This window comes from Psychrobacter sp. 1176_08, assembly GCF_052850615.1.
Map to the genome: position 1 here is coordinate 78,800 of NZ_VXCU01000006.1, position 21,341 is coordinate 100,140.

The 21,341-nt window shown below is 43.6% G+C and carries 17 protein-coding genes and 1 tRNA gene; 4 read left to right on the top strand and 14 right to left on the bottom strand.

All coding sequences use genetic code 11. The annotated features are described in order from the left end of the window. Positions 1-12 precede the first annotated feature (12 nt). The 8 genes from bamA to rimO all read right to left on the bottom strand — a co-directional run bounded on the left by bamA (position 13) and on the right by rimO (position 10,660). Positions 13-2,433 carry an outer membrane protein assembly factor BamA gene (bamA, locus tag FW759_RS09150; protein ID WP_446442795.1) on the bottom strand — a complete coding sequence of 807 codons (2,421 nt, stop codon included), beginning with the start codon at positions 2,431-2,433 and terminating at the stop codon, positions 13-15. A gap of 261 nt (positions 2,434-2,694) precedes the next feature. After that, a complete protein-coding gene (rseP, locus tag FW759_RS09155) occupies positions 2,695-4,071 on the bottom strand; it encodes an RIP metalloprotease RseP (protein ID WP_446442796.1) in 1,377 nt (458 codons plus the stop codon). A gap of 33 nt (positions 4,072-4,104) precedes the next feature. Further along, positions 4,105-5,307, bottom strand: a complete 1,203-nt coding sequence (gene ispC, locus FW759_RS09160; RefSeq protein ID WP_446442797.1) for a 1-deoxy-D-xylulose-5-phosphate reductoisomerase — start codon at positions 5,305-5,307, stop codon at positions 4,105-4,107. Positions 5,308-5,406: 99 nt separating this feature from the next. Beyond that, positions 5,407-6,216 (bottom strand): phosphatidate cytidylyltransferase, encoded by an 810-nt coding sequence (locus FW759_RS09165; RefSeq protein ID WP_062844113.1) that lies wholly within the window; start codon positions 6,214-6,216, stop codon positions 5,407-5,409. 238 nt (positions 6,217-6,454) lie between these two features. Continuing rightward, positions 6,455-7,213 carry a polyprenyl diphosphate synthase gene (gene uppS, locus FW759_RS09170; protein WP_446442798.1) on the bottom strand — a complete coding sequence of 253 codons (759 nt, stop codon included), beginning with the start codon at positions 7,211-7,213 and terminating at the stop codon, positions 6,455-6,457. 319 nt (positions 7,214-7,532) lie between these two features. Next, positions 7,533-8,087, bottom strand: coding sequence for a ribosome recycling factor (gene frr / locus FW759_RS09175; RefSeq protein WP_062844111.1), 555 nt, complete (start codon positions 8,085-8,087; stop codon positions 7,533-7,535). Between the two features lie 96 nt (positions 8,088-8,183). Further along, a complete protein-coding gene (gene pyrH, locus FW759_RS09180; protein ID WP_443504809.1) occupies positions 8,184-8,909 on the bottom strand; it encodes a UMP kinase in 726 nt (241 codons plus the stop codon). Positions 8,910-9,073: 164 nt separating this feature from the next. Further along, positions 9,074-10,660: a 30S ribosomal protein S12 methylthiotransferase RimO gene (gene rimO / locus FW759_RS09185; RefSeq protein WP_446442799.1), complete on the bottom strand. Its 1,587-nt coding sequence runs from the start codon at positions 10,658-10,660 to the stop codon at positions 9,074-9,076. Between the two features lie 148 nt (positions 10,661-10,808). Here rimO and FW759_RS09190 point away from each other — a divergent pair, with 148 nt between their 5' ends. The 3 genes from FW759_RS09190 to FW759_RS09200 all read left to right on the top strand — a co-directional run bounded on the left by FW759_RS09190 (position 10,809) and on the right by FW759_RS09200 (position 14,423). Next, entirely contained in the window at positions 10,809-12,170 is a 1,362-nt protein-coding gene (locus FW759_RS09190; protein ID WP_446442800.1) for a two-component system sensor histidine kinase NtrB, read from the top strand. A gap of 95 nt (positions 12,171-12,265) precedes the next feature. Then, positions 12,266-14,098, top strand: a complete 1,833-nt coding sequence (locus FW759_RS09195; protein WP_446442801.1) for a sigma 54-interacting transcriptional regulator — start codon at positions 12,266-12,268, stop codon at positions 14,096-14,098. Positions 14,099-14,338: 240 nt separating this feature from the next. Further along, positions 14,339-14,423, top strand: a tRNA-Leu gene (locus FW759_RS09200). Positions 14,424-14,504: 81 nt separating this feature from the next. On the opposite strand, the gene FW759_RS09205 is transcribed toward FW759_RS09200, so the two are convergent. Next, a complete protein-coding gene (locus tag FW759_RS09205; protein WP_446442802.1) occupies positions 14,505-15,530 on the bottom strand; it encodes a serine/threonine protein kinase in 1,026 nt (341 codons plus the stop codon). An 81-nt stretch (positions 15,531-15,611) separates the two neighbouring features. Between FW759_RS09205 and FW759_RS09210 the strand changes: the two genes are divergently transcribed. Further along, positions 15,612-16,577, top strand: a complete 966-nt coding sequence (locus FW759_RS09210) for an ATP-binding protein (protein WP_446442803.1) — start codon at positions 15,612-15,614, stop codon at positions 16,575-16,577. A gap of 1 nt (position 16,578) precedes the next feature. Here the strand turns inward: FW759_RS09210 and FW759_RS09215 are convergent, their stop codons facing one another. From FW759_RS09215 to rarD (FW759_RS09235), 5 genes are all read right to left on the bottom strand, one after another. Further along, positions 16,579-17,682 (bottom strand): ribonuclease Z, encoded by a 1,104-nt coding sequence (locus FW759_RS09215; protein ID WP_446442804.1) that lies wholly within the window; start codon positions 17,680-17,682, stop codon positions 16,579-16,581. A 44-nt stretch (positions 17,683-17,726) separates the two neighbouring features. Then, entirely contained in the window at positions 17,727-17,975 is a 249-nt protein-coding gene (locus FW759_RS09220; RefSeq protein ID WP_062844105.1) for a hypothetical protein, read from the bottom strand. 68 nt (positions 17,976-18,043) lie between these two features. Then, positions 18,044-18,712 (bottom strand): glutathione S-transferase, encoded by a 669-nt coding sequence (locus FW759_RS09225; protein WP_062844104.1) that lies wholly within the window; start codon positions 18,710-18,712, stop codon positions 18,044-18,046. Positions 18,713-18,897: 185 nt separating this feature from the next. Further along, a complete protein-coding gene (gene rarD, locus FW759_RS09230) occupies positions 18,898-19,968 on the bottom strand; it encodes an EamA family transporter RarD (protein ID WP_131397134.1) in 1,071 nt (356 codons plus the stop codon). A gap of 245 nt (positions 19,969-20,213) precedes the next feature. Then, positions 20,214-21,278, bottom strand: coding sequence for an EamA family transporter RarD (gene rarD / locus FW759_RS09235; RefSeq protein WP_446442805.1), 1,065 nt, complete (start codon positions 21,276-21,278; stop codon positions 20,214-20,216). Positions 21,279-21,341: the final 63 nt, after the last annotated feature.

Below are 21,341 nucleotides of genomic sequence, written 5' to 3' on the forward strand. Positions count from 1 at the left end.
AAGGATAGCAAATTAGAAAGTATTACCAATTTGGAACTGAACTTTTTCAGTCTCATCGCCGTCTTTATCACCGATAGGCACTGCATAGCTGAGTGAAATCGGGCCAATTGGCGTATACCAAGTCACCCCTGCACCAGCACTAAAGCGCATGCTATTGTCTTGTGTCAATAGCGGTACTTCGGTATCAACCCCTGTATTAGGATTAACAAAAGTACGATCTTCTTTATCAGTTGTATCAAATACCTGACCACCTTCAGCAAACAGTACTGGACGTACTTGGTCTGCCCAGTCGCCTTTGAACGGCATCGGTAAAATCAGCTCACTACCGAAGCTAACCAATGCGTTACCCCCAACTTCTTCTGCTGAAAAAGTTTGGTTGGCGGGGTCATTAATGGCATCAAAATACGTTTGTGATTTTGGCCCAAGCGTTGAGGCTTCATAACCACGTACTGAGCCATAGCCCCCAGCATAGAAGTTTTCATAGAATGGCAAATCATTACCATAACCTAACTTGGTATAACCGCGAGCAACCCAATCTTTGTAAATTGGATAATATACATTACCTTGATAAATAAGCTTTTGATAACTGGAGTCACCCAAGCCAACCGTTGCATCTACCGTATGACTCATCCCTTTAGTCGGGAAAACAGGGCGATCTAAAGTACTGTAATCCCACCCTAGTAACAAGTTGTAGGTCTGGTAATCATTTTTGAAGCCAGTACGTCCCTCAAAATCCCCTGTGAAATCTTCAAATGAACCGCCATCATCGATGATTTGCTGTACGTTTGATACACCAAGGAAACGACCACCACGTATTGAGGTATTATCGACATTGATACCTGCGCTCACACGCTTGGTCTCGTCAACAGGATAGCTATAATTCAAGGTAGCGCCGTAAGAATCAGTCACATAATTACTGACGTTTCTATCATCGAATTTAGTCTCACGATAATAAGCACTCAGACCTTGTGATACACCATTTTCGGTGAAATACGGGTCGGTATAGCCCAAGCTATAAGAGTCACGCGTCTCTGAACGTGATAGTGCGGCTTTAACACGGTTACCTGTGCCCATAAAGTTATTCTGGGTCAGATCCAACTGGAATGTAACACCACCACTTTGTGAGTAACCAGCTGCAATCGTCGAGCTACCAGAAGGTTGTTCTTCAACAGTGTAGCTAACATCAACTTGATCTGGCTGGTTAGGTACTGGTTTTACATCAACATTGACAGCTTTAAAGAAACCTGTACGCATCAAACGGGTACGTGACAATTGTATTTTGTCATTAGACGCCAACGCGCCTTCTAATTGACGCATCTCACGGCGCAGCACTTCATCTTGAGTTTTGATATTGCCTGTGAAATTAATACGGCGAACATAAATTGGACGCGCAGGATCGATAAAGTAATCGACATCAACCACTTTAGTATCATCATTGATACGTGGCACAGGTCTGACCTGAGCTAAGTAATAGCCTTCGTTACCGTAACGACTCTTCAGTGCTGCGGTCGTCTCATCCAACTTGGCTTGTGAGTACTTCTCATTAGGGGCAAAAGTAACCAAATTTTTTAACTCATTTGTATCAAATGTTGGTTTGCCTAAGAAGTTTGTTTCACCAAATTGGTACTGCTCGCCTTCACTCAGACTGACTTCGATGAAGACATTTTTTTTGTCTTCACTGATATTGAGGACAGCATTGTCTACCGCAAAACGTACGTAACCGTCATTTTGATACAGCGCCTTTAGATTTTCTAAACTGGCTGCCAGTTTTTCTTTCGCATAACGATCAGATTTAGACAGCAGACGTGTCCAAGAAGACTCTTTTACGGCGAAGACATCTTTGATTTCTTCGTCACTAAAGTGCTTGTTACCAATAACGTTGATATCGACCACTTTAGCAGGCTTGCCTTCAATGAAGCGCACATCAAGCTTCACTCGATTGCCATCAAGTAGGGTTTGGTCAACCTCGATATTACTGTTGTAATAACCTTGGCTTATATACTGCTGCTGCAGCTCATTAGCAACGCCTTGCAAAGTGGCTTGTTTTAGCACTTTACCAGTAGCCAGGCCAGCATTGTCTAGACCTTGCTGAAGTCCTTCTTTTGGAATGAGCTTATTACCTTCAAAATTTACCTCAGCAATGGTTGGACGCTCAACAACGTCAAATCGTAGCTGTCCCCCTTCCACACGGCTTTGAATATCGGCAAAGTTTTCGGTCGCATATAGCGCCTTAATACTGGCCGCCAAACTACTGTCATTAACCGTATCCCCTACCGAAATGGGTAGGACCGGATAGAGGCTATCTGGGGTTAAGCGTTGCAGACCATTAAAACCGATGTCAGTCACTACAAACTCGGCAGCCTGTGCAGGCATGCTCATCATCGCTACAACTAACGGCAACCCTGCCGCGCTCATAAATAAAGGCGTACGCATAAACACTATCCGTCAATAAAAAACTTGCTTAAGTTAAGTTAAAAAGCGCCTGTTGTCCAGTCCATCACATGTCAAATTCGAACGATACATGGGAGACTCAGAACACTTTATATAAAATGCATCACAAAATAAACTAAAAATTACGATTAGTACAGAGGTCCTGATATAAAGCCACTTACCTGTCACATGAATAATGACGACACAATTGAGGTAAAGCCATTATTATATCTCCTCTGATCAAGGGTATAGAAGAATAATTGTTTAAAACAGACGACTGATATCATTACCAATTGCTAACACCATGAAACCTGCCAGTAAGAGTAAGCCGATATTTAATCCTACCATTTGTACCCCTTCTGAAAGTGGCTTACCGCGTATCAGCTCAATAAAATGATAGACAATATGACCGCCATCTAATACCGGAATGGGTAAAAGATTCAATACAGCAAGGCTCAAACTGATCAAGGCTGCGGTGGATAACACCATCTCCCAACTAATATCAAAGCTTTGTTTGGCGACTTTGGCAATGGTAATTGGGCCTGATAAGTTGTCTAACCCAATCATACCTGACAGCATTTTACCCATCGAGCTAACTGTCATGACAGCCAATTGCTCAGTTTTTTCAAAAGACTTGATCAGTGACTCACCAGGACCATATACCACGGTCGTCTTATAAGCATCAGGAATAACAATCTCAGATTGCTCCACCATAGCACCAATCTGCCCATAGTCGTTACCTAAATTGTCTTTTTTACCTTGCGGCATAATCTGTAATTGAACCGACTTATCATCACGCAATACCGTGAAATTAAGCAACTTCTCTGGACTATCACGAATAATACGAGTCGCACTAATCCAATCTTTGATTGGTTCATCATTGATAGCTGTAATGCGATCACCTTTTTGCAGACCTTGACGACTGGCAGCGCCGTCGGGCGTCAAGTTACCAACGATTGGTGCGATATTGGGTTGCCACGGTAACATACCAAAGCTGCTCAAGGCATCTTTACCTTGTGCTGCCCCTTGCATAAACTTTTGTACGGGCGCTTGATATGTTTTGGTCGGGCTATCGACTTGTGCGTCTGACTGCAAAGTAACACTCACCTTGTCTGTCTCACCCATACGATCTGCGAGACGATAGTTAATACCTTCCCAGGTCTGCACTTCATGGCCATCAATGGCGACAATTTTATCACCAACGGGAAGCTGTGCGATGGCAGCGGGTGTATCAGGTAAGACTTGTCCAATTCTCGTCGCAAGCTGCTCTGATGGCGTCATAAATAACACCCAAAAAAGCGCGATTGCAATGATAAAGTTCATGAGAGGACCCGCTGCAGTAATCGCAATTTTTTTTAGCGGATGCTGGCGATTAAAAGCCAAATGCTGCTCATGTTCTGTGACATTCCCTTCACGCTCATCAAGCATTTTGACATAGCCACCAAGTGGTAGTGCTGAGATACGATAATCAATGCCACTTTTCTTACTGGTCCAACCAAAGAGCTTGGGTCCAAAGCCGATAGAATACGTCAGCACCTTTACACCGCAAAGACGCGCCACGATATAGTGACCCCACTCATGTAAAGCAATAAGTGGGCCCAAGACAAATATTGCCGCTAGTAGCGTTAATAAAAATGTCATGCTCTTTTCTCTGTTAAATGGCTCATGAGATGATTATGTCAGACTCTTGATAAGTCTATCGGTATGATGACGCGTTATTTTATCAATTGCCAATATGTCTTCTATGTCAGCACTATCATTTAATAATAGCACTTGAGTGTTAGTTAGGGCTTGCTCATTGATATCAGCAATATCTGTTAAGCGAATCTGTCCATTTAAAAATGCAGCCACTGCTATCTCATTGGCCGCATTCAGTACAATCGTTGCGTGTGTTCCTGCTTGCATGGCTTGGCGTGCAAGGCGCAAACAGGCGAATTTTTGTAAGTCAGGTTCAATAAACTCTAATCCACTAAGCGCATACAAATCTAATGGCTGCGAGCCGCTATCCATACGCTTGGGATAGCTGAGCGCATGCGCGATTGGTGTCTTCATGTCTGGACTGCCAAGCTGGGCTAAGAAGCTGCCATCGCTGTATTCTACCATTGAGTGAATGATACTTTGTGGATGAATCACCACATTTATCTTATCTTCAGGCAGATTAAATAGATGACACGCCTCAATCAACTCCAAGCCTTTGTTCATCATCGTGGCAGAATCAACCGATATCTTTTGACCCATTGACCAGTTTGGGTGTTTGACAGCTTCAGCAATGCTTGCTTGTTGCATTTGCTCAAATGATTGCTGCAAAAATGGCCCACCAGATGCCGTTAACCAAAGCTTGCGCACCCCGTGGTCTTTTTGGTGGATTTGGGTATTGTCTTGTTGAATAGCAAGCGGCAAACATTGGAAAATAGCATTGTGTTCAGAATCGAGTGGTAGCAAAGTCGCATTGTTTGCTTTGACCGCGTCGATCATCAATTGACCTGCCATAACCAAAGCTTCTTTGTTGGCTAGCAAGATACGTTTGCCTGCACGGGCAGCAGCTAAGGTAGAAGGAAGGCCTGCTGCACCCACAATGGCTGCTACCACTGTATCGGTCTGGGAGTCTTTGGCAATATCTACCAGCCCCTCTTCACCGCCTACCACATCGATGTTTAAGCCTGCCATACTGAGACGATTGGCAAAATCATTCACCGCTGTCAGAGGTACACTGACACGCTTTGGTAAAAACTGCTGGCAGAGCGTAAATAATTTGTCTAAACGGTGATGACCTGATAACGCATAGACCTCATAATGCTGTGGCTGCGCGGCTAAGATTGCTAGCGTACTATCGCCAATCGAACCTGTCGCGCCTAATACGGCGATGCGTTGCGTCATAACCAATGGTGCCTATATACAAAAAGTAAAGAATATAAAGAGTACGAATGTAAGTGATACAGTAAAAATAAAACAGACTAATATAAGGACTTTTTAACGTTATACAACCATCAAACCGAAATATTGTATCACCCAAAAACCAAGCGCAAATATTGGGGTAGCAGACAATAACGAATCGATGCGATCAAGCACACCGCCATGCCCAGGTAGTATGGTTCCTGAATCTTTTACTTTCGCACGACGCTTAAGCATTGACTCAAACAGATCGCCAAGCACTGAGGCCAAAATGGTTAGCGCAGACAGTAGCACAAAAGCAACCAAAGGCACACCTGTCAGGTGCAGCTTAAAAATACTAATGGCAACAACGACTAACAAACCCGTCACTAAACCGCCAGCAAGCCCTTCCATACTTTTATTGGGTGAGACATTTGGGGCCATTTTTCGGCGGCCAAACTTACGACCAACAAAATACGCACCACTATCAGCACACCATACCAATAAAAACACGTATAACAGCCACCATGCTGACAGCTGCCATAAATAAAACATGGCTGTGATGGACGCTGTCAATATCACAGCGCCCATTAATGCCAGCTTTTTGCCATACCAATTGGTATGTGTCGGAAAGGCATTTACCCAAGACAGAGCCATTAGCCATATCGCGATGGCAGCAATCCACCAAAACAACCAAGTCACTTTAAAAAGCAAAGATACCGATGTCAGTATCAGTACCAACAATACAAAAACTGGCGGTTGACGCCATGCTGGCATCAGCTTTGTCCACTCGTGAGCGGCGATAATGACGCCAATGGCTAATAGCGGCGCAAATAAAATAGGAGTTTGGCTCGCAAACATTGCAATACCAACGATAATAACGAGAATAATTGCCGTTTTAATTCGTTGCCACATACTTATTGAGCCTTATAATAATAAAAAACGCATGAACAAAAAGTGCTTTATATAGCTGTCAATCTATAATCATCTTTTAATAGCAATTGACCCTAATGAGAGTATTGATTATTTCACAAACACAGCTTATTAACTACTAGTAGCATATTGGCTTTGTAAAAGACTTATTTGTAAGATGCTTATTTATAAAAGTACTTACTTATAAAAGCACTTAGAAATCCTCAAAACCGTCACCACATTAACGAGACTGCTGCTCTATCACTATTTGTTCGCTGGTTTTACCAAAGCGGCGTTGACGCTGAGCGAATTCGATTACCATAGTAGACAACTCCTCCGCACCAAAATTTGGCCACAACGTTTGAGTAAAAAACAGCTCTGCATAAGCAGATTGCCACAATAAAAAATTGGAGATTCGATACTCACCGCCTGTACGTATCAACATGTCTACTGCTGGCGCATCTGCCAACTGCACGTACTCACCCAGCAGCTCTTTGCTCACTTCTTCCGCCCGTAATTGTCCTGTTTGGACTTGCTTAGCTAGCTGTTTTGCCGCATTTGCAATATCCCACTGTCCACCATAACTGATGGCAATGACCAAGGTCATGGCTTCAAACTCTGCTGTTTTTTCTTCCGCATCTGCCATCAATGCTTGCAAACTGTCGCTGAGCTGGCTGCGATCACCAATAAAACGCAAGCGAATACGGTACTCATTCATACGCGGTATTTGCTCATAGATGGTTGATGATAAGAGCTGCATGAGTAACGCCACCTCGCTAGGCGGGCGCTGCCAGTTTTCACTAGAAAAAGCAAATACGGTCAATACCTCAATACCTGTTTCGACACAATACTCAACAATAGGATCTAAGGCATCTTTGCCAGCCACATGTCCTTGCCCCTTTGCCAAGTCATTGGCTTTCCCATAACGATTATTACCATCCATGATAATGGCGATATGGCGTGGAAGAATGTCAGGAGCCAAAAAAACTGAAGTGGACATAAGAAAACTTGCTTATTGTTAAGGTAAGATAATAATAACGTGGACTTGCGCAGTTAAAAAGCGTCATACAGACAATTCATGAACTTATCATAAATACATTATCAGCTCATATACATTTATTATCGATAAGATATGATGGGCCAAGTATTCAAAAACACATATGCTCATGCTCTGAGTAAGACCAAAAAACCATATTGCTATAAAAACATCCTGCCAATCGACATAATAATAAGCAGCCAATAGCACTCGCACATTGGCTGTTTAAACTGTCAAAATATAATTCGACTGGTTATGCCATAAATAATAGGCTGACCCGTTTTTAGACTTCCATCAAATCACTTTCTTTTTTGCTCAGACGGCTATCGATAGTGTCGATATACTTGTCAGTAATTTTCTGAATATCATCACTGGCGCGGCGCTCGTCGTCTTCTGAGATTTCTTTTTCTTTCGCCAATTCTTTGATGTCATTCATCATATCACGGCGAATATTACGAATAGAAACGCGGCTGCTCTCAGCTTCCCCGCGGGCAAGTTTTTGCATGTCGCGGCGCGTGTCTTCTGTCAACGCTGGCATTGGCACACGAATTACGTCAGCAGTCATTGGATTCAAACCCAGATCTGCTTCACGAATGGCTTTGTCTACCGCTTGTACCATAGTACGGTCAAATGGCTGAACCAATAGCGTGCGCGAATCTTCTACGTTTACGCTAGCAACTTGGTTCAATGGCGTAGGTGAGCCATAGTAACTGACCATTACACCAGATAACATGCCTGGATGTGCACGGCCAGTACGTACTTTACTAAAGGTGCTCTCAAGCGCTTCTAGCGTTTTTTGCATGCGCGCTTCGCCGTCTTGCTTAATCTCTTTAATCATCATGTATCCTTATTTATCGCTACCGACAAATCATTCATTATTGTTAGTTATAAAAAGTTATTAGGGTATTTACTACAACAAGAGTCGTCGCTCGTATTAATGATAAACGCGCGTGCCTTCATTTTCGCCCATAATGACATTCAATAAAGCATTGGGCTTATTCATATCAAAAACTTGTAGCGGTACATTGTGCTCACGGCATAATGCAATGGCAGTTAAATCCATCACGCCCAGTTTTTGCTCTAACACTTCATCGAACGTTAAGCCATCGTATTTTTTGGCATCGGTATGTAGGCTTGGGTCTTTGTCATAAACGCCGTCCACTTTGGTGGCTTTTAAAATAAGACCCGCTTCAATTTCGATGCCGCGCAAGCAAGCGGCGGTATCAGTGGTAAAAAACGGGTTGCCTGTGCCTGCCACAAAAATGCAAACTTCGCCGTTTTTGAGGTAGCGAATCGCATTACGACTGCTATAGCTTTCTGTCACCTCACCAATTGGCAGTGCTGACATCAAACGCGTCTTGATATTGCGACGCTCAAGCGCATCACGCATGGCAAGTCCGTTCATGACTGTCGCCAGCATACCCATCTGATCACCTGTGACACGGCCAACCAAGCCTTCTTTTTGCAACTGTGCACCGCGATATAAGTTACCACCACCAACGACGATACCGACTTGCACGCCAAGGCCGCGCAAGTGGGCAATAGACAAACTCATTTTATCAAGTACTTCGGTATCAATACCCATGTCTTTACTGCCGGCCAAAGCTTCACCAGAGAGTTTCAACAAGATACGGGAGTAACGTGGATTTTTGTCAGACATGAGGTCACCTTGTTAGTATTAAATTATAATTACAATCATGGGTAAAATACAAATAGCGTCTGCCTGCAGCGCCATACAGGCTGGCGGCGTATGAAGCAGGCTAAATTGCGCTAATTGTAGCAAAAACTGCCCGCTCTTGGGCAATTTTCACTCGCATATTATAGTCAGTGTTCACCTTGATAACTGGCAAATAAGTCATATTCGCTTGCATCATCAATAGTGACTGTTAAGAATTGACCCACTTTCACCTGATCGGTAATTTCGTCAACATAGACATGGCCATCAATCTCTGGCGCATCAGCGTAACTGCGACAAATCGCGATATTTTCGTCGCTATCAATCTCGTCAACCAATACCATCAAGGTCTTGCCAACTTTTTCTTGTAACTTTTGTGCCGATATCTCTTGCTGTAGTGCCATCAAGCGCTCATAACGAGATTGCTTAACCGCTTCAGGTACATGATTTGGCAAATCGTTGGCGACCGCGCCTTCAACTTCTGAGTAAGTAAATGCCCCAACGCGATCAAGGCGCGCTTCAACCAGCCAATCGAGCAAACACTGGAAATCTTCTTCTGTTTCGCCAGGGAAGCCAACGACGAAGGTTGAACGAATCACGATATCTGGGCAAATCTCACGCCATGCTTTGATGCGTGCCAACGTGTTTTCGCTATGTGCAGGGCGCTTCATGGCCTTTAGGATACTGTGGCTGGCATGCTGAAAAGGAATATCCAAATACGGCAACAGCTTTTTTTCGCCCATCAGCTCAACAACTTTGTCTACGTGGGGATAAGGATAGACGTAATGTAGGCGCACCCAAATCCCTAAATCGTTTAATGCTTGGCACAAGTCATAAAACTTAGATTTTAGGGGCATACCATTCCAAAAGCTGGTCTTATATTTTAAGTCAAGACCATAGGCAGAGGTATCTTGCGAAATAATCAACAATTCTTTCACGCCCGCCTTTTTCAGTGCCATCGCTTCATTCATGACATTGTCAATCGGACGCGAGACCAAATCACCGCGTAAGCTTGGAATGATACAGAAGGTACAACGGTGATTACATCCTTCGGAGATTTTTAGGTAGGCGTAATGACTTGGCGTCAACTTTATGCCTGCCTCATTGATCAAATCTATTTTTGGATCGTAGTTGGCATCCATACTACGGTTGGGTCTAGGCACGTGCTGCGCCACTGCGGTAATCACTTCATCATAAGCATGAGCACCTGTCACTGCGAGCACCGCTGGATGCATTTCACGGATTTTTTCCGCTTCTTTGCCAAGACAGCCTGTAACGATGACTTTACCGTTTTTGCTAATGGCTTCACCAATGGCGTCAAGTGACTCTTGTACTGCTGACTCGATAAAGCCACAAGTATTGACCACGACCAAATCTGCACCGTCATAGTCGCTTGCGACTTGGTAACCATCACGGCTAAGTTCCGTAATAATGCGCTCACTGTCTACCAGTGCCTTTGGGCAACCTAGCGATACAAACCCAATCTTTGGTGCTGCGCTCACTGGCGCAGTAGAAGTTGCTGCCGTTGAAGCAGCATCACTGCTTTGCACGATACTACGGTTTTGATTGTGATTGGCTTTATGGTGGTAAGGCTGGCTACTGTCTGACGACCCTTGCTCTTTTGCCATTGCAGGCTTAGCAGGATTAAATATAGTGGCTGTATTATTAGGAGCAGTAGACGCTGACGGCGAGGTGATCGTAGTCGTATTTACCGACTCGGTAGAAGTTTTGGACATGGCTGACCTTGCTAGAGATAATTGGCTGTGCGCATTGTACGTTTTTTTTACAAAAACCGCCAGTTTTGCCGCTCTATACTGTTGATTTGTGGTTAAATATTATATCAAGCACTTTTTCACTTATGCATCATTTTATTAGGCATTATCTATGACAAGTCATTTGACCCCAACAAAACTGACACCTGACTTAGCGTTCTTATCACAGCATTTGTTTACGTCTATTTTATGGGTCAATGATGCGTTGTCTATTATTTGGTTGAATGCGCAAGCTGAACAGTTGCTTGCGATCAGTAGTGGTAGATTGCTCAATCAGTCCATATTGACATTACTGGTCACAGAGAAATCAATGCCAAAAGATCATACGTTAATTGAAGATAAAGAAGCTGAACCCACTTGCTCTCTGACTGAGCGTTTTACGCAGGCCAAGCACTATCAGCAGCCCTTTATCGATCACGATCACATTATCAATACTTCTTTAAATGGTAATTTTCCATTGTCAGTCGACTACAGCGTGACGCCTGTGATTTATGAACAACAGCATTATTTTATTATTGAGATGTGGGGCAAGGATCGTCAAAGCCGTATCTCAGAAGAACAACGCCAGCAGCAACAATATAGCGTCGCTCGAAATATGCTACGCTCGGTTGCACATGAAATCAAAAATCCCCTTGCTGGTATTCGCGGTGCGGCGCAATTACTCCAGCGAAAATTCATCACCTTTAGCGATACTGCTACTTTCAGTTCTCAATCATCTGATACTACTGCTCAGTCGACCTCCGTATTAAACCCCAATCTAAATCTACAAAAAACTGCGGAAAAACTCCGTAATTATACTGATATCATCATTTCGGAAACGGATCGTTTGACCCATCTTATTGGGCAGTTTCTTGGCTCAAATCAGCTGCCTAATTGGCAGGTACTGAATATCCATGAGCCATTGGAACACGTCATAACCTTAGTGCTTAATCAATATCCAGAAGTCACATTACAGCGTGATTATGACTTATCATTACCAGAGTTGCAGGCTGATAAAGACCAGCTGATTCAAGTATTCTTAAATCTGATCAATAATGCTTGCGAGTCCATGACAGAGTTTGCCCAAACATTGCAGCAAAAAGAATTGTCTGATGCTCAATCTGCGACTTCACAGGCGCATAAAGATAGCAATGGTGACTACCAACCGACGTTGCATATTCAAACCCGCGTGGCGTTTCAACACACCATCAGTGGGCAGCAGCATAAACAAGTACTACAAGTTAACATCACCGATAATGGCTCAGGGATTGATCCTGCGCTCATCGGACAAATATTTTTTCCAATGGTGACCAGCCGGGCAGCAGGGACTGGACTTGGATTGTCCATTGTGCAAGATATTATTAGCCATCATCATGGTATGATTGATGTCAGCTCCACACAAGCAAAAAATTCTCATGGCCACCTCAATAATAGCCAAGGCCAAACCCGCTTTACGCTTTATCTACCGTTTAATCAACCAATCGTTGAGACGTAAACACGGTTAAAACGTAAATGGCATTAAAGCTTAAATCATTGTCTCACCACTCAATCATAAACCTGAATCAACTCATTGCTCATTAGGCCTGATACATGACTGACTATAACAACACGCGTAACCCTAAAAGCGATAACTACTCACCGAAAGATCAGACTTTTGATCGGCAAGCTCCAGACAATCAAGCGTTAAATACTCAACAGGTCAATGACCAAACCGCAAAAGTCACCGTCAACAACCATGCAGACAATCACTCTGCCACTTTATGGCTTATTGACGATGATGCTGCCCTACGTTTGATATTGGAGGATACTTTTGAAGACGCAGGATTGACGGTTATTAGCTTTACACAAGCGCAAGCAGCGTGGACACGCCTTAATGATATCTTGCAGCAGCCAGAGTCAGCCGAGCCATTGCCAGACGTGATATTGACAGATATCCGCATGCCGATGATGGATGGCTTGTCATTTAGTGATTGGGTACACCGGAACTTTCCCAAGCTTCCCATCGTCATTATGACAGCGCATTCAGACCTAACTTCTGCAATCAACAGCTATCAGACAGGCGCATTTGAATACCTTCCTAAGCCATTTGACTTAGATGATGCAGTCGCAACGATTTATAAAGCCATCAACTATCAGCCTAACAGGTCGACGAACTCCAATGTCACGGAATCTGATATCGATGCCACTCCTGATACTGTACCTAATGAAGAAGTCTTATCAGAGGCAACAACGAAGCCCATTAGCACAGCTCGCCCTGTGAGTAAAACGCACAAACCTGCTCGCAATCAACCTGAGATCAAAACCGATACTCAATCCCAAGTCCAATCTCAGGCACAAAGCAATCCTAGTGGAATTATTGGACAATCGCAAGCCATGCAAACCGTGTTTCGTGCCATTGGTAGACTGGCGCACTCACCCATTACCGTTTTGATTACAGGAGAGTCAGGGACCGGTAAAGAATTGGTTGCCAGTGCCTTGCATCAGCACTCACCTCGTAAACAACAACCTTTTATCGCTCTTAATATGGCAGCCATTCCGCATGATCTGATTGAGTCAGAGTTATTCGGTCATGAAAAAGGGGCGTTTACAGGGGCCACCACAACGCGCCAAGGTCGTTTTGAGCAAGCAAATGGAGGGACGTTGTTTTTAGATGAAATTGGAGATATGCCGTTTAGCACCCAAACGCGTCTACTACGAGTATTGGCCAACGGAGAGTTTTATCGAGTGGGCGGACAGCAGCCGGTCAAAGTAGATGTGCGCATCATCGCTGCTACCCATCAAAATCTAGAAGAATTGGTCAAACTGGGTCGATTTCGTGAGGATCTTTTTTATCGCCTAAACGTCATTCGCCTGCCACTACCGCCTCTACGCACCCGGCGCGAAGACATCCCTGCCCTAGCCATTTATTTTATGCAGCGCGCGGCTGAGCAGATGAATATGACTCCAAAGCAACTGCATCCTGCAACGATGCAGATAATGCAGTCTTTTGAATGGCGCGGCAATGTGCGACAACTTGAAAACGTTTGCTTGTGGCTCACCGTCATGGCAACTGGTGACACAGTCATGGTTGATGATTTGCCGCCAGAACTGCTTGAGCATAACCCAGTGAAGCCTCAACTAAGGCAACTGTCTGCCTCTGCACAAGAAACCATACAAGACCAGCACCACCATGCTGGAGCTGATATTCTGCATGAGGGATTTGAGAGCCAGAACTGGCAGGAAGCCCTGGCTATTTGGGCTGAGCAATCACTACAAGAAGGCGAAACTGATATTTTGCAAACGGCAACGCCTGAATTTGAACGCATCCTACTGACAGCAGCTCTTAAACATAGTGGCGGTAAAAAGATAGCCGCTGCTAACCTACTTGGCTGGGGACGTAATACGCTGACACGCAAATTACAGCAATTAGATATTCCGTCATAGCAAAAACCAAATATATAGGTATTTAAGCAGCAAAACCTTCAAACAAAAATGTTTTTATTATCAATTATTTATGAAATTTTTGAAAAATATTCGTCAAATAATTAAAAATAATCGAAAATAGGGGTTGACCAAAAATTCAAACTCTATATAATAGCCAACCACTGAGACGCACTACCGAATCAGTTAACTGTCTAGATAGCGTTTGAACTTAATCGCTTTTGATGATAGAGTAACGAAAATGGGGCTGTGGCGGAATTGGTAGACGCACCAGATTTAGGTTCTGGCGCCGCAAGGTGTGAGAGTTCGAGTCTCTCCAGCCCCACCATTTTCGGATAGTACATCTTAGACCAAATATTAAAGCCTGCTTTTTAGCAGGTTTTTTTGTGTCTGAGTTTTAATCGTAGGCTCACACTTTCTCTAAATCTAACAGTATTTCGCCCATACTCTGGTACCGCTTCTCTATCCGCTTTGCTAATACCCTGTCTATTATAAATTGATAACCACTATATGATAACGGCAATCTTGGAACGGGGGTTTGGCAATGCTGAGTCGCCCAATCAATTACTGGATCGATACTCTCAGCAGCAATCTTAAACGGTCGTTCGCTCGTGAGTATTTCAACCATCATGATACCAAACGCGTAGATATCGCTTTGTATGGTTGCTCTCTGTCCCTGCCAGCGCTCAGGTGCCAGATAGGCAGGCGTCCCAGCAGGATTTGAGTTAATAGGTTGATGCATCATCTCTGCTAACGCAAAATCAATCATGACTAGCTCAGACGTTTCGTTAATATTATGACCACCATTTTCTAAAGCGGCATTAAGCAAAATATTACTGGGTTTAATATCATTGTGTAGCCAGCCAGCATGATGTAACTTGGCTACAAGATAAGCGGCTTGCTTAATAAAATGATGCTTGTGATTATCGGTTAATGAGGGACCGTTTTGACTAGTAAGCTGCTTTGCTAAATTTCCATTTGGATAATAAGGCATGACAAGTGCCGTTAATTGCTGACTCTGCTCCATTGCCTGAATGCTTATTTTTTCACAAGTAAGTACAGAAGGAACAAAAGCTTTTTGCGCACTCTGATTTTGTAATAATGCGTTCAAAGATTTCAGCACATCATACTCATGAGTCAAACCGGATAAATCATGATTTTCAAAAGCATTTAGCTGCCACTTAATCATCACGCTACCGAATTGCGGGTGCTTTGCGCGTGTCAAACCTTGATAACAACTTGTTGCTGTGGTTTTTGTTTCAGCACCTCGTGTTTGCAGAGCATTTTGCTGAGCAATACGCTGATGCACTATTTCGCTATATTGTAGTGCAGACAGTGCTTGAGTAATAAGCGGCAATAGCTGCTGAGCTTGCGTTTGCAAAGCTTGTATAATCAGCCGATTACTGGCACTATTTTGCATGGTCTGGTTTTTCATGGCAAACTCTTATCATACAGTGACGTCCTGAAAAAACCACGATGATACCTCTCAAATCCCACCTCAACAGTTAGAGCTATTATGTCGCAACCTACCCACTCGTCTAAACCTACTACTCATTATGCCCTACCCACGCCAATACTAGATTTGCTAACTCAATACTTACAAGAGCAGGTCACGCCAACGATCGAAATTGATCCTGAGCAGCTGGCCTATCGCTGGATCGGCGGTGAAAATGGTCATCTATCACCCCTAGCAGTCAATCTGTTTTTAAGTTTAGACGACTTGCAAGGTATCGAGAGACAAAAATCAAAGCTCATACAAAACACACGACAGTTTTTAAAAGGCTATCCAGCCAATCATGTGTTGATGACAGGAACACGCGGTGCAGGTAAATCTTCATTGATTCGGGCTCTATTACAAGCTTATCATAGTGAGGGGCTGCGCATTATTGAGATTGCTCGTGATGATTTGCAAGTATTAGACAAAATACGCGCCGCCATTAAGGCGTTACCCGTAGACTGTGGTTGCCGTTACATAGTGTACTGTGATGACTTGGCATTCAATGGTCAAGATGAAAGTTATCGCGCTCTAAAAAGCGTACTCGATGGTGCGCTGGATTCTGAACAAGACAAGCTATTGGTCTACGCCACCAGTAACCGCCGTCGTCTATTACCGCAGATGATGAAAGACAATCTTGATATTTACAATGGTCAGACAGATGAAGTCAATCCTTATGAGACCATTGATGAAACGGTGTCTTTATCTGATCGATTTGGTTTGTCACTCACCTTTCACCCCATGGATCAGCAAACCTATCTACAAATTATTCAGCATTATCTGATTTTAGAACAACAGAAAATCTTGGCTAATACCGATATGACTCTTGAAGTTAGCTCAGAAGACGGCAATTTACTTGACGCTATTAGAGCAGAGGCGCTACGTTGGGCATCCGAACGTGGCGGGCGCTCAGGACGGGTTGCTTATCAGTTTAGTCGCTATTGGAGTGGTAAAACACAGCTGGCTATCGAAGACAGTAAGCGTTAAATCATTTTTCATGATCGCGTGCAGGACCTAGATACTGTACGCGATCGTGTTTTTGATTATTGGTCAAATCACTGGCACCATTGACTATATACTGAGCAAAATCGGCTGCCAGCCAAAGATTGCCTTGATAACCACTTTGCGCATCCGCTCGGATGTGTGCCATATTTGGTGTGCTACTATTCGGATTTTCAAAGCTTTGATAACGGGCGCTAAAATGCGTCAAAATTAGGTTTTGGATACCGCTATTGTGCGCAAACTCACCCACTAGCCGCGCACTACTATGCATCGGATCGAAGTCTGGATTTTTGGCTTGGATTTTGGTTAACACATCGGTGGTGTAAGTGGCTTCATGGACCAATAAATCTGCGTCAATTACTGCCGCACTTAAAAGCTCGGGGCTATCATTATCACCAGCGACCACAACGCGTGTGCGCTGCGTCTCATGATTGACATAGTCTGTCGAATTCAGTTGCTGACCCTCGTCAGTCACCACATCTTGACCTTGCTGTAAGCTGCCCCACAAATGACTGGCAGGTATGCCGGCGGCGATGAGTTTAGCGGTATTTAGTGTGCGACGACTGATATTTTGTGTGATACCAAAACCATGCGAAGACACTCGATGCGAGAGAGGCGTGATGTCGATCGTTAGCTGATGCTGCTCATTTAAGGCAATGTCCACTTTGCCCACTTGCCCCTCTACTGTGTCTTCAACTGCTATAAAGTCAATCGCAAAAGGCAAATATAGCTCAGTGATCAATACGATGGCATCTAAAAGTGTAGCAATGGATTTTGGTGCAATCAAAGTTAATGGCTGGCGACGTCCAGACATGGCCGCACTGGCGAGCAGTCCAGGCAACCCATAGCAATGATCCCCATGCACATGGGTGATGCAAATAGCAGTCAACTGATGCAAAGACAACTTGGTATGTAACAGTTGCTGCTGTGTGCCCTCGCCGCAATCGATCAACAGCCATGGGTGCGACTTACTATTTTGTTGATTTGCACTTGATGCATAGGGATTCAAGCATTCAATTGCAAGCGCCGTCACATTACGCTGCTTGGTAGGCACACCAGCTGACGTACCAAGAAAGGTCAACTTGAGCATTGGTAGCTTCTCTGACTGATAGCAATCATCTATTTATCCATTCACTACGACAATTGACATAGCATGGTTTTCTGATTTTCTACCATTTGTCCACCACTGGCTCGGCACTCGCTGACCATATTGGACTCATAAGATTTCCAGCCGCCATAAAAGCTGGCAAGACACAACAGCACAACCAATATCTTTTGCGTCCATGATTTAATGGAGACTTGCTGCGCACGAATTTCTTGACGACGAATATCACTCTCATCGGTATGCACGGTATCTTTAGCCAGCTTATTCTGGTCGTTCATGGTACTACCTTCTTTATATGCTATGGTTAAATAAGAATCAAAAACGCTCACAATAGCATATTATATCTTTAAAACTTCGGTGTGCCGCCTTTTTCTTCAGCACGCTTGAAGGCTGGACGTTCTTGGCAACGCTTAAGCCAGTTTAGTAGATTGGCAAATCTGACTCTGTCCATCCCTGCGCGCGCGTTAGACGCTGCAACGACTATATACATTTGAATATCAGCGGCACTAAACGCTTCACCAGCAAACCAATGGTTGTTTTGTAGATGCTGCTCCATCAAGTTTAAGTTGTTCATGATGTTGTTATCGATCATGCCATCTTCTACCTGTTTGCGAATACCTTTACTGATTGGTTTGATGAGCATTGGTGATCTCTCAACCACTTTGCTAAATACCAAACGCATGACCAAAGGCGGCATCGCAGAAGCTTCAGCAAAGTGTAGCCAAAAAGTATAGTTTTCCCACGCCGTTTCATTGTCATCAGTAGGTTTGAACTGATGGTCGGTGTCATAATGTCTGAGCAGATATTCAATGATAAAACCTGACTCAGCCAGCGCGCGACCATCCACTTCAAGGACTGGGGTATGACCAAGCGGATGAACCTTTTTTAAGCTTTCAGGTGCCAGATAAGATTTGGTGCGCTCATAGCTGGTTAGCTTATAATCAAGCTCAAGCTCTTCTAATAACCATAAAATACGAAATGAGCGCGAGTTGTTTAAATGATGCAGATTTAACATAGACCGTCCTAGTTGTAGTATAAGTAAATAATAAGATCCATAGATGGTGCCGCATATTCTATTACGCATGACAACATTGATATCGATAATAGCGTAATTGATTCACCTTTAACATAGGCGCTATGTAGACCCATCACGAAAAATTATGTCTACTAAGTCAATTTTATGACGCAATCTACTCCGTATTATTCTAAATGTAACGCTTCGATTTTTCGGGTCATTTTATCTATTTTTTGCTGATATTTTTTTATTTTGCGGAATCGGTGCGCGATTAGCACGCCTTTGATACGGCGGTTTTTGAGACGACGCCGCGGCGGAAAGCTGCCCACTTGTGGCTCATTGTAACCATGTAAGCGGTCATCACGTTTGCGCGCCAGATAGCCAAGAGCGCTATCAGCAATCATAATAAGCAGTGCAATAAAGATCATGCTATACATCAGCATAGATCCACCATCATGTAAATTACGATCCAAAATCGCAATCGAAAATATAAATAAAAATATCGGTTCAAGGTAGCACAAAGTCCCAAATAGTGAGACTGGTAACTTTTGGCTTGCCACCATGGTTAAGGACATCGCAGCGGTACTGATAATGCCCAATAATGGCAGTAGATACCAAAGCTTGTCGCTTGCGATCGCAACTTCGAAACCACCATTAAAATACAGCGCAATCAAGACAACGGGTAATAGCAACACAAGATCAGAAATCAAGCCTGTGATTGGCGGCACTGCCAGCTTGCGACGCAGTAGATAGTAAGGCGGATAACCCAGACAGACAAATAAAGTCGCCCAAGAGATCGCGCCATATTGGAAAATATCATAAGCAATACCGAAACCTGCACATATAATGGCCGCCCATTGAAGTAAGCTCATATCTTCATTATAAAAAAACCGACCAACGACGATCATGATCATCGGATATAAAAAGTAACCCAGTGTCACCTCAAGCCCCAAGCCATTGACGGGTGCCCACATAAATATCCAAATTTGTGCGCCCAAAATTGGGGTTGGTAATATAAATAACAACCACTCTTTTGTGCCCTTCAATGTTTTTAAATAATCAAAAATATGCTGCCACTGTTTGAGCACACTGACTAGTAGTACCAAACTAAAAAACATCGTCAGTACGCGCCAAGAAGCCACTTGCGTACCTGATAACGGTTGCAGCAGCAAACCAAATAGGAACAGCAAAGAGTATAAAAAGTTTGCAGCCACAGCAGTGATTGTACCCTGCGAGGTTTGGTTAGTAGTCAGCATTACAACAGCCTTTAGAGATTGGGGCACATCCTTGGCAATTTTAAAAAAAAACAAAAGCCTCAGACGAGAACGTCTGAGGCTTTTGCATATAAGGTCGTCGCGCCATCTAAAATCAACGCTTGTAATGTATTGTGCTTACATCATGGGCAGCATTATGTCAAAGTCAGCATAGATAAGCAATGCCACTGTTCATCTAGTGTGTCAACTTCTGCCTTGAGTAAATTTAATACACTTAAGTACTTATTTTAAATAGAATTATTTAATTTCTGCTGTATCTTATTTATCTTCTTTCGATAACGACGAATTTTGCGAAAACGATGCGCTTTTAGTGCACCATCGATACGTTGATTGATATAGTGACGACGCGGTGGAAACCCGCCCACTTGTGGCTCTCTATAGCCATGCAAATGATTGTCACGGCGGCGAACCACATATCCTATTGCACTATCAATTATCATAACCAAAAGCGCGAGCGTAATCATGCCATACATAAAGAGCGATCCGCCTTCATCAAGGCTTTGACTTAAAATGGTGATAGAGAACACAAATAACAGCATCGGCTCTATATAGCTCAAAGCCCCAAATAATGAAACAGGCAGCTTATTACTCGCCATCATTGTCAAAGACATTGCAAGCGCACTAAAGGCGCCAAGTAGTGGCAATAGGTACCAAAACTTCATATTTTGCGCCGCCACACTAAAACCACCACTCATATAAAGCATGGCGAGTACCACTGGTGTTAGCAATGTCAAATCAAATAGGAGACCAGTAATGGGCGGCACAGAAAGCGTGCGACGCAGGAGATAATAAGGCGGATATCCCAAACAAACAAACAACGTCACCCAAGATACTGATCCATATTGAACAATATCATAACCAATGCCTAGTGCTGCACATAGTGCCGCTATCCACTGCAATGCGCTCATATACTCTTGATAAAAAAAGCGACCGATCACTATCATCATGAGTGGTAACAGAAAATATCCCAAAGTGACATCGAGACCAAAGCCATTCACGGGTGCCCACATGAATAACCAAATTTGCCCACCCAAAATTGGTGCAGGTAATATGAATATCAGCCATTCTTTTGCTGTCTTTAGTGTTTTTACATAATCAAAGACGTGCTGCCACTGTTTAGTTAAACTCAGCAATATGACCAAACTGAGCAGCATCATAAGCACGCGCCATGATGCTACCTGCGTACCTGTTAAAGGCAGCATAAACAGTCCAAACAAAAACATCATCGAAAACAAAACGCTCGATGATACCGAGGCAACAGTTCCTTGAAAGGTTTGATTGGTTGTGAGCATAGCTATGGCCTTTAAAATACAACGTGATAGACATTTTTTTCAATTATTAGCGCTTCCAAAAAT